This is a genomic window from Kineococcus vitellinus (assembly GCF_009906315.1).
GTDB lineage: Bacteria > Actinomycetota > Actinomycetes > Actinomycetales > Kineococcaceae > Kineococcus > Kineococcus vitellinus.
The window spans coordinates 1-10,004 of the sequence record NZ_JAAALL010000166.1 but is presented as its reverse complement, the minus strand read 5'-3'; the positions used below and the strand labels follow the sequence as shown (position 1 = coordinate 10,004).

The following is a 10,004-nucleotide window of genomic DNA, read 5'->3' as shown; positions in this document are numbered from 1 at the left end:
GCGCCGAGGGGGGTCGTGGTCACGGCGGCGACCGTAGGGACGGCGCCCTCCGGCCGGGCGTCCCCCGCGCGTCGGCCGGGCGACGGCCCGGTGAACGCCGCGCGCCCGCGGCCCGGGCGTGCGCCCGCGGCTGCTCGCGGGTGCTCGCGGGCACGTGTCGGTGCCGCGCGGCAGGATGGTCCCGTGAGCGAGACCACCACTGACGACCTCGGCGGCGAGCAGCCGGCGGTCCCCGCGCAGGCGCGGCACCGCTGGGAGGACCTCGCGGCGCGGATCGAGGCCGCGCGCTTCGCCTACTACGTGCGCAACGCCTCGCCGCTGAGCGACGGCGAGTACGACGCCCTGGAGCGCGAGCTGCGCGCCCTGGAGGAGCGGCACCCGCAGCTGCGCACCCCCGACTCGCCCACCCAGACCGTCGGCGGCACCTTCTCCACCGAGTTCGCCACCGTCGACCACCCCGAGCGGATGCTCAGCCTCGACAACGCCTTCTCCACCGACGAGCTGTCGGCGTGGGCGGCGCGGGTGGAGAAGGAGGTCGGCGAGGGGGTCCGCTACCTGTGCGAGCCGAAGATCGACGGGCTGGCGATCGACCTGGTGTACGAGGGCGGGCGGTTGGTGCGCGGGGTCACCCGCGGGGACGGGCGCACGGGCGAGGACGTGACGTTCAACGTGCGCACCATCGAGGACGTCCCGGCCCGCCTCGCGGGCGCGGACGTGCCGGAGTTCCTCGAGGTGCGCGGGGAGGTCTTCTTCGAGGTCGCCGCCTTCGAGGCGCTCAACGAGTCGCTGATGGACGCCGGCAAGGCGCCGTTCGCCAACCCCCGCAACGCCGCGGCGGGCTCGCTGCGGCAGAAGGACCCGCGGGTGACGGCCACCCGGCCGCTGCGGGTGCTCGTCCACGGCGTCGGCGCGCGCCGCGGCATGGAGAACGCCACCCAGTCCGAGGCGTACGGCAAGCTCGCCGCCTGGGGGCTGCCGACGTCCTCGCGCACCAGGGTCGTCGACACCCTGCCCGAGGTCGCCGAGTACGTGCGGCACTACGGCGAGCACCGCCACGACGTCGAGCACGAGATCGACGGGGTCGTCGTCAAGGTCGACCAGGTCCCGCTGCAGCGCAGGCTGGGCGCGACCTCGCGCGCCCCGCGGTGGGCGATCGCCTTCAAGTACCCGCCGGAGGAGGTGACGACGAAGCTGCACGACATCCGCGTCAACGTCGGCCGCACCGGCCGGGTCACCCCGTTCGCGTTCCTGGAGCCGGTGCACGTCAGCGGTTCCACCGTGCAGCTGTCGACGCTGCACAACGCCGACGAGGTCAAGCGCAAGGGCGTGCTCATCGGCGACACGGTGATCGTGCGCAAGGCCGGGGACGTCATCCCCGAGGTCGTCGGGCCGGTGGTGGACCTGCGCACCGGCGAGGAGCGCGAGTTCGTCTTCCCCACCACCTGCCCCGAGTGCGGCACGGCGCTGCGGCGCGAGCGCGCCGACGACGTGGACATCCGCTGCCCCAACGCGCGCAGCTGCCCCGCGCAGCTGCGCGAGCGCGTCTTCCACGTGGCCGGCCGCGGCGCCTTCGACGTCGAGGCCCTCGGCTACGAGGCCGCCACGGCGCTGCTGCGGGCCGGGGTGATCAGCGACGAGGGGGACCTCTTCACCCTCACCGAGGACGACCTGCTGAGGGTCCCGCTGTTCACGAACAAGAACGGCTCGCTGTCGGCCAACGGCCGGCGCCTGCTGGCCAACCTCGACGCGGCGAGGTCCCAGCCGCTGTGGCGGGTGCTGGTGGCGCTGTCGATCCGCCACGTCGGCCCGACGGCCGCCCGGGCGCTGGCGGGGCGCTTCGGCACGGTGGAGGCGATCGAGGCCGCCTCCACCGAGGAGCTCGCCGCCGCCGAGGGCGTCGGCCCGACGATCGCCGAGGCCGTGCGCGAGTGGCTGGAGGTGGACTGGCACCGCGACGTCGTGCGCAAGTGGCGCGAGGCCGGGGTCCGGATGGCCGACGAGCGCGACGAGTCCACCCCGCGGACGCTGGAGGGGCTGACGGTCGTCGTCACGGGCTCGCTGGCGCGCTTCTCCCGCGACGAGGCCAGGGAGGCGGTCCTGGCCCGCGGCGGGAAGGCCTCCAGCGGGGTGTCGAAGAAGACCTCGTTCGTCGTCGTCGGCGAGGCGCCCGGCTCCAAGGCCGACAAGGCGCGGCAGCTGGGGGTGCGCGTCCTCGACGAGGACGGCTTCGCGGCCCTGCTGGAGGGCGGCCCGGACGCGGTCGCGCTGCCGGAGGCGGAGGACGGCGCCGCAGCGGACGACGCCGCGGCCGACGCGGCGCCGCAGGACGCAGCCGAGGGCGCGGAGGGCGCCGCCGCCGGCTGAGCGGGCCGCTCAGGGCCGCCGCGCGGCCCCGTCCTCGGCGCTCGTGAGGTCGATCGGGGCGTCGTGGGCGTCGCTGGCCGCCGCCTCGACGTCCTGCCCCTCGCGCGCGGCGGCCGCCGTGCCGGTCTCGCCGGTGAGGAAGCGGTAGGCCACGCCCGCGACGGCGCCCCCCACGAGCGGGGCCAGCCAGAACACCCACAGCTGCGCCAGCGCCCAGCCGCCCACGAAGAGCGCCTGGCCGGTGGAGCGGGCCGGGTTCACCGAGGTGTTGGTGACGGGGATGCTCACGAGGTGGATCAGCACCAGGGCCAGGCCGATGGCCAGCGGCCCGAAGCCCTGCGCCGCCCGGCGGTCGGTGGCCCCGAGGATGACCAGCAGGAAGAAGGCGGTCATCACCACCTCCACGAGCAGGGCCGCGACCAGCCCGTACCCGCCGGGGGAGTGCTCGCCGTAGCCGTTGGCCGCGAAACCGCTCTCGCCCGCCGAGAACCCGGCCTGCCCGCTCGCGACGGCGTACAGGACGGCGGCTGCGACGACGGCCGCCAGCACCTGGGTGAGCACGTAGGGCAGGAAGTCGCGGGTGGGCATGCGCCGAGCCAGGAGCAGGCCCAGCGAGACCGCCGGGTTGAAGTGGCCGCCGGAGACGTGCCCGAAGGCGTAGGCCATCGTGAGCACCGAGAGCCCGAACGCCAGGCTGACGCCCAGCAGGCCGATGCCCACGTCGGGGAAGGTGGCCGCCAGGACCGCGCTGCCGCACCCGGTGAACACGAGCCAGAAGGTGCCGATGAACTCGGCGGTCAAGCGCTTGGACAGCGTGCTTCCCACGACGACCCCCACTGCTCGACGGTCAAGACGGGTGTGCCTGGTGCGTGCGACCACTGTGGGTGAGGGCGCTGCGGCGGCACAAGGGGTGCCGGCGACGACCCCGGTGACGATCCGGTGACGCTCCGATCGCGGTCCGAGGGGCTGCGCCGCGACCGCCCGCGACCGCCCGCGACCGCCCGCGCCGGACGCACCCGCCGGGCGGACCCATAGACTCGGTCCCCGTGTCCGCCATCTCCCGAGCCGAGGTCGAGCACCTCGCGCGCCTGGCGCGCATCGACATGACCGACGAGGAGCTGGACCGCATGGCCGGCCAGCTCGACGCGGTCCTCGACGCCGTCGCCCAGGTCGCCTCCGTCGTCACCGACGACGTGCCCGCCACCTCGCACCCCGTGCCCCTGACCAACGTGACCCGACCGGACGTCGTGCGGCCGGGGCTGAGCGCCGAGGAGGCGCTCGCGGGCGCCCCGGAGGCCGAGGACGGCCGGTTCCGGGTCCCGCAGATCCTCGGGGAGGAAGCATGAGCACGCCCGTCGCCGAGCTGGTCCGCTGGGACGCCGCGCGCCTGTCGCAGGCGCTGCGCGCCGGGGTGGTCTCCTCCGAGGAGGTCACCCGCGCCCACCTGGACCGCATCGCCGCCGTGGACGGCCCCACCGGCGACCCGGACGGCTCCGGCGTCCACGCCTTCCTGCACGTGGACGCCGAGGGCGCGCTGGCCCGCGCCCGGCAGGTCGACGCCGACCGCGCCTCCGGCGCCGAGCTGGGCCCGCTGGCCGGGATCCCGATCGGCGTCAAGGACGTGCTGACCACGCGCGGCATGCCCACCACCTGCGGCTCGCGGATGCTCGAGGGCTGGGTGCCGCCCTACGACGCCACCGTCGTGCGCGAGCTGCACGCCGCCGGTCTCGTCGTGCTCGGCAAGACGAACATGGACGAGTTCGCGATGGGCTCCACCACGGAGCACTCCGCCTTCGGCGTCACCCGCAACCCGTGGGACCCCACCCGCATCCCCGGCGGCTCCGGCGGCGGCTCGGCCGCGGCGCTGGCGGCCTTCGAGGCGCCGCTGACCATCGGCTCCGACACCGGCGGCTCGATCCGCCAGCCCGCGGCCGTCACCGGCACCGTGGGCGTCAAGCCCACCTACGGGGCCGTCTCGCGCTACGGCCTGGTGGCGCTGGCCAGCTCGCTGGACCAGGCCGGCCCGTGCGCGCGCACCGTGCTCGACACGGCGCTGCTGCACGCCGTCATCGCCGGGCACGACCCGTACGACTCCACCTCCATCCCGGCCGCGGTGCCCGACGTCGTGGGCGCGGCCCGCCGCGGCGCCGACGGCGACCTGAGCGGGGTGCGGGTCGGCGTCGTGCGCGAGCTGTCCGGCGAGGGCTACGAGCCCGGCGTGCTCGCCCGCTTCGCCGAGGCCCTCGACGAGCTGCGCGCCGCCGGCGCCGAGGTCGTCGAGCTGAGCCTGCCGAACATCGTCCACGCCCTCGCGGCGTACTACCTCATCCTGCCCAGCGAGGCCTCCAGCAACCTCGCCAAGTTCGACGGCATGCGCTACGGCCTGCGGGTGGTGCCCGATGGCGAGCACGTGACGGCCGAGCAGGTCATGCGCGCCACGCGCGCCGCCGGCTTCGGCGACGAGGCCAAGCGGCGCATCGTGCTCGGCACCTACGCGCTGTCGGCGGGCTACTACGACGCCTACTACGGCAGCGCCCAGAAGGTGCGCACCCTCGTGCAGCGCGACTTCACCGACGCGTTCGGGAAGGTGGACGTGCTCGTCTCCCCGACGGCGCCGACGGTCGCCTACCGGCTGGGGGAGAAGCTGGACGACCCGCTGGCGATGTACGCCGGCGACGTCGCCACGATCCCGGCCAACCTCGCCGGGATCCCCGGAATGTCACTGCCCGCGGGGCTGTCCGACGGGCTGCCGGTGGGGCTGCAGGTCCTGGCCCCCCAGCAGGCCGACGACCGGCTGTACCGGGTGGGTGCCGCGCTGGAGGCGCGGCTGGTGGCGAAGTGGGGCGGGCCGCTGCTCGCCCGGGTCCCGGAGTGGAAGGGTGTGCCGGCATGAGCGCGCAGGGCGTCGGGCTGGTCGACTACGACGAGGCCGTGAGCCGGTTCGACCCGGTCCTCGGCCTCGAGGTGCACGTCGAGCTGAACACCAAGACCAAGATGTTCTCCGGTGCGCCGACGGAGTTCGGCGCCGAGCCGAACACCCAGGTGGACCCGACCTCGCTGGGCCTGCCGGGCGCGATGCCGGTGCTCAACGCGAAGGCGCTGGAGTCGGCGATCAGGATCGGGCTGGCGCTGAACTGCTCCATCGCCGAACGCTGCCGGTTCGCCCGGAAGAACTACTTCTACCCGGACATGCCGAAGAACTTCCAGACCTCGCAGTACGACGAGCCCATCGCCTTCGACGGCCACCTGGACGTCGACGTCCCGGCCAGCGAGGACGGCTCGAAGCCGGCGTTCACCTACCGCGTGCAGATCGAGCGCGCCCACATGGAGGAGGACACCGGCAAGTCGCTGCACGTCGGCGGCTCCACCGGGCGCATCCACGGCGCGGAGTACTCCCTGGTGGACTACAACCGCGCCGGCATCCCGCTCATCGAAATCGTCACCCGGCCGCTGGAGGGCACCGGCGACCGCGCACCGGACGTCGCGCGCGCCTACGTGGCGGCCCTGCGCGACCTGCTGCGCGCGCTGGAGGTCTCCGACGTGAAGATGGAGCAGGGGTCGCTGCGCTGCGACGTGAACCTGTCGCTGCGCCCGAGCCCGGACGCGCCGCTGGGCACCCGCTCGGAGACGAAGAACGTCAACTCGCTGCGCTCGGTGGAGCGCGCCGTGCGCTACGAGGTCTCCCGGCACGCGGCCGTCCTGGACGCCGGGCGGAAGGTCGTGCAGGAGACCCGGCACTGGCACGAGGACACCGGCCTGACGACGGCCGGGCGGGAGAAGTCCGACGCGGAGGACTACCGCTACTTCCCCGAGCCCGACCTCGTGCCGATCGAACCCGACCCGGCGTGGGTGGAGCAGCTGCGCGCGACCCTGCCGGAGCCGCCCGCGCAGCGGCGCAAGCGGCTGCAGGCGGAGTGGGGGTTCTCCGACCCCGAGTTCCGCGACACCGTCAACGCCGGTGCCGTCGAGCTCGTCGAGGCCACCGTCGCCGCCGGCGCCCCGCCGGCCGCCGCCCGCAAGTGGTGGACCGGTGAGCTGTCGCGGCGCGCGAACGCCGAGGGCGTGGAGCTGTCCGCGCTGGCGGTGACGCCGGCGGCCGTGGCCGATCTGCAGGCCCTCGTCGACGCCGGCACGCTCACCGACCGCCTGGCGCGCGAGGCCCTCGACGGCATGCTCGCCGGCGAGGGCGGCGCCGCCGAGGTCGTCGCCGCGCGCGGCCTGGCCGTCGTCTCCGACGAGTCCGCGCTCGTGGCCGCCGTCGACGCGGCCATCGCCGCCAACCCCGGTGTCGTGGAGAAGATCCGCGGCGGCAAGGTCCAGGCCGCGGGGGCGCTCATCGGCGCGGTGATGAAGGAGATGGGCGGCAAGGCCGACGCCGCCCGCGTGCGCGAGCTCGTCGTGGAGCGCGTGGGCGCCTGAGCCGCCGTCCGCCGGGTCCCGCGCGGGACCCGGCGGGTCCGCTCGCAGCGCCCGCGCCGCCCCCGTAGGTTCGCCCGCATGGACCTCAAGGGTGAAGTGGCGCTCGTGACGGGCGCCGGCAGCGGGCTGGGCGCGGCCATCGCGCGCGAACTGGCCGGTGCCGGGGCGAAGGTGTGGGTCAGCGACGTGCGCGCCGAGGCCGCCGAGGCGACCGTGGCCGCCATCGCCGGGGACGGCGGCGCGGCCGCCCCCCTCGTGCTCGACGTGGGCGACCCGCTGGCCGTGCAGGCGGCGGTCACCTCGGTGCGCGTGCAGGACGGCCCCGTCGGCGTGCTGGTCAACAACGCCGGTTTCGACGTCTGCACGCCCATCGAGCACCAGACCCCCGAGCAGGCGCAGCGCGTGGTGAGCACCAACCTGCTGGGCCCGATGTACCTGGTCGCGAACACCTACCCGGCGATGCTGGAGCGCAACCACGGCTACGTGGTGAACACCCTGTCCACCGCCGCGCGGCGGGTGTGGACCGAGGCGTCGGCGTACGCGTCCAGCAAGCACGGCCTGCGCGCGTACACGGCCGCGCTGTTCAAGGAGGCGCAGCGCGACTGCAGGCAGCGCCACGGCACCATCGGCGTCGGCGTCACCGGGCTCATCCCCGGCGGGATGGCGACCCCGTTCGTCACCGACCGCTTCCCCGACGCGGACCTCACGAAGCTGCAGCGGCCCGAGACGGTGGCGCGGGCGCTCATGACGGTGTTCGCCACCTGGCCCGACAGCGTCGTGCCGGAGCTCGCCGTGCTGCCGCCGGGGGAGTCCTCCTGGTGAACCGCTGACGCGCCGCGCTCGCGTGGTCCCCGCTCAGCGGGGACCGCGGGAGCGCAGCACCCGCTGCAGCAGGCCGTCCACCAGCCAGCCCAGCACCAGCGCGAGGACGATCCCCAGCAGCGCGCCCACCAGCGGGGTGGACTCGATCCAGTGCCCTGCCAGCGCCCCGACGGCCACCGAGTACCCCGCCCAGGTGCACGCGGCCAGCGCGCTGAGCGCCGTGAAGCGCCGCCGCGGGAAGCGGACCGCGCCCGCCGTGAGGTTCACGGCCACCCGGCCGACCGGCACGTAGCGGGCGGCCAGGACGGCGAAGGCCCCCCGCCGCTCCAGCTGGTGCCCGGCCCGCGCGAACGCGTGCTCCAGGCGCGGGTGCCGGGCGATCCAGCCGCGCAGCGGCGAGCGCCGCCCGACGGCGTAGGTGAGGTTGTCGCCGCAGAAGGCGCCGACGAGGGCGCAGCAGCCGAGGGCGAGCAGGTCGGGCTCCCCGGTGTGCGCGGAGATCGCGGCCAGGCCGATGACGATCGACTCGCTGGGCAGCGGCGGCAGGAACGCGTCGAGAGCGGCGAGGGTGAGCACCGCCACCAGCACCCAGGGCGACCCCGCGTGCGCGGTGACCAGCTCGCCGACGTGCTCGAACACCTCTCCACCCTCGCACGGGCGCCCGTCCCCGTCCCGTCCCCCGCCCGATCGGTGATCTTCCACGGTGCACCGTGGAAGATCACCGATCGGGCGGGGGACGCGGGTCAGCCGATGGCGTGCAGGCGGTCGGCGGCGATGCTGAGGACCACCCGGACCTGCTCGCGCCCGCCGAACCAGGGGTAGGGGGCGCCCGTGTAGCGCTGCGAGAGCACCTCGATGTGCTCGGCGCCACCCTCGGTGCTGGCGGCGACGACGTGCCCGCGCACGGCGAAGTAGCGGGCCGGGTCCTGCGGGTCGGCCACGGTGACGGCCACCCGCGGGTCGCGCTCGACGTTGCGGGTCTTCTGGAAGCCCTCGACGGTGTTGATGACGATGTGGCGCCCGTCGGTGTCCACCCACGTCTGCGTCAGCTGGGGGGAGCCGTCGGGCATCGTCGTGGCCAGGTAGCAGGTGGCGCGGCCGCGCAGCAGGCGGAGGAGTTCGTCGGGGAGGTCCACGCCCCGCACGCTAGGCCAGGTCGGCGGCCGCGGCGCGGTCAGCTCAGCGGCACCGACACCAGCCGGTCGTCGCCGGGACGGGGCTCACCGCGGAAGGTGTTGGAGGTGAGGACCCACAGCGAGCCGTCCGGGCCGACCTCCACGGTCCGCAGCCGCCCCAGCGTCCCCTCCAGCCACGCGTCCGGGGTGCCCGTGGGCCCGTCGGGGTTCAGCGGCACGCGCCACAACCGCTCACCGCGCAGCGCGGCGACGTAGACCGCGTCCGGGGTGACGGTGATCCCGCTGGGCGAGGCGTCGTCGGTGCGCCACGTCTGCAGGGGGGCGACGAACCGGCCGCCGCCGTCACCGGCACCCTCGACCTCCGGCCAGCCGTAGTTCCCGCCGGGCCGGATGACGTTCAGCTCGTCGAAGGTGTCCTGCCCGAACTCCGCGGCGATGAGCCGGCCCGTGGAGTCCCAGCCCAGGCCCTGGGGGTTGCGGTGGCCGTAGGACCACGTCGGCGAGCCGGCGAAGGGGTTGTCGGCGGGGACCGAGCCGTCCGGGGCGATGCGCAGGACCTTGCCGCCCAGCGACGCCGGGTCCTGCGCGGCGGGGCGGTCCTGGGCGTCGCCGGTGCCGACGTAGAGCATCCCGTCGGGCCCGAACGCGATCCGGCCGCCGTTGTGGGTGGTGTTCTTCGGGATCCCCGTGAGCACCGGTGCGGGGTCGGTGAGCCGGCCGTCGGCCAGGACGTAGCGCACCACGCGGTTGTCGGCGCGGGCGGTGAAGTACAGGAAGACGGAGGAGTCGGTGGCGAACTGCGGCGAGACGGCGACGCCCAGCAGCCCGCCCTCGCCGGCCGGGACGACGTCGGCCACGGTGCCGCCCTCGCCGGTGCCGGCGACCTGCGAGATGACGCCGGGGCCGACCCGCACCACGCGCGCCTGGTCGCGCAGGGTCACCAGCGCGGTCCCGTCGGGCAGCACCGCCAGCCCCCACGGCACGTCCAGCCCGGTCGCGATGTCCACCGGCTGCCCGGGCAGCCCCGTCGCCGCCGCGAGCGCGTCGAAGGACCCCGACGGCGTCGGTGCGGGAGCGGGCTGCGCCCCCGCGCCCGGCGCGGCCGCGCTCGGGGTCCGCTCCCCGGACGTCCCCGGCGACCCCTCGTCGGAGCAGGCGCCCAGCGCCGCGACGAGCACCGCGGCGCAGAGCGCGGCGGGGACCGCGCCGGCCGCGCGGACCCGGCGGGCGGGGCGGGCGTGGGCCCGGCGGACCCGGCGGGCC

9 protein-coding genes are annotated in these 10,004 nt (G+C 75.5%); 5 read left to right on the top strand and 4 right to left on the bottom strand.

Annotation, left to right across the window (positions count from 1 at the left end; translation table 11 throughout):
• Window positions 1–183 precede the first annotated feature (183 nt).
• Complete coding sequence (gene ligA, locus GTQ99_RS14535; protein ID WP_166616451.1) at window positions 184–2,364, top strand: NAD-dependent DNA ligase LigA; 2,181 nt, start codon at window positions 184–186, stop codon at window positions 2,362–2,364.
• Window positions 2,365–2,373: 9 nt separating this feature from the next.
• On the opposite strand, the gene aqpZ is transcribed toward ligA, so the two are convergent.
• Window positions 2,374–3,177: an aquaporin Z gene (gene aqpZ / locus GTQ99_RS14530; protein ID WP_166616454.1), complete on the bottom strand. Its 804-nt coding sequence runs from the start codon at window positions 3,175–3,177 to the stop codon at window positions 2,374–2,376.
• 233 nt (window positions 3,178–3,410) lie between these two features.
• Between aqpZ and gatC the strand changes: the two genes are divergently transcribed.
• From gatC to GTQ99_RS14510, 4 genes are all read left to right on the top strand, one after another.
• On the top strand, window positions 3,411–3,710 hold the full coding sequence (gatC, locus tag GTQ99_RS14525; protein WP_166616450.1) for an Asp-tRNA(Asn)/Glu-tRNA(Gln) amidotransferase subunit GatC: 300 nt from the start codon (window positions 3,411–3,413) through the stop codon (window positions 3,708–3,710).
• Window positions 3,707–5,257, top strand: a complete 1,551-nt coding sequence (gene gatA, locus GTQ99_RS14520) for an Asp-tRNA(Asn)/Glu-tRNA(Gln) amidotransferase subunit GatA (protein ID WP_166616449.1) — start codon at window positions 3,707–3,709, stop codon at window positions 5,255–5,257. The genes gatC and gatA overlap by 4 nt, the downstream gene beginning before the upstream one ends.
• Window positions 5,254–6,783 (top strand): Asp-tRNA(Asn)/Glu-tRNA(Gln) amidotransferase subunit GatB, encoded by a 1,530-nt coding sequence (gene gatB / locus GTQ99_RS14515; RefSeq protein WP_166616448.1) that lies wholly within the window; start codon window positions 5,254–5,256, stop codon window positions 6,781–6,783. Before gatA ends, gatB begins: the two co-directional genes overlap by 4 nt.
• 78 nt (window positions 6,784–6,861) lie before the next feature.
• Window positions 6,862–7,605 (top strand): SDR family oxidoreductase, encoded by a 744-nt coding sequence (locus GTQ99_RS14510; protein WP_166616447.1) that lies wholly within the window; start codon window positions 6,862–6,864, stop codon window positions 7,603–7,605.
• Window positions 7,606–7,638: 33 nt separating this feature from the next.
• Here GTQ99_RS14510 and GTQ99_RS14505 read toward each other — a convergent pair whose 3' ends face one another.
• From GTQ99_RS14505 to GTQ99_RS14495, 3 genes are all read right to left on the bottom strand, one after another.
• Window positions 7,639–8,244 (bottom strand): VTT domain-containing protein, encoded by a 606-nt coding sequence (locus GTQ99_RS14505; protein WP_205707504.1) that lies wholly within the window; start codon window positions 8,242–8,244, stop codon window positions 7,639–7,641.
• Window positions 8,245–8,348: 104 nt separating this feature from the next.
• Entirely contained in the window at window positions 8,349–8,741 is a 393-nt protein-coding gene (locus GTQ99_RS14500; protein ID WP_166616446.1) for a TIGR03618 family F420-dependent PPOX class oxidoreductase, read from the bottom strand.
• 38 nt (window positions 8,742–8,779) lie between these two features.
• Complete coding sequence (locus GTQ99_RS14495) at window positions 8,780–9,904, bottom strand: PQQ-dependent sugar dehydrogenase (protein ID WP_166616452.1); 1,125 nt, start codon at window positions 9,902–9,904, stop codon at window positions 8,780–8,782.
• Window positions 9,905–10,004 lie beyond the last annotated feature (100 nt).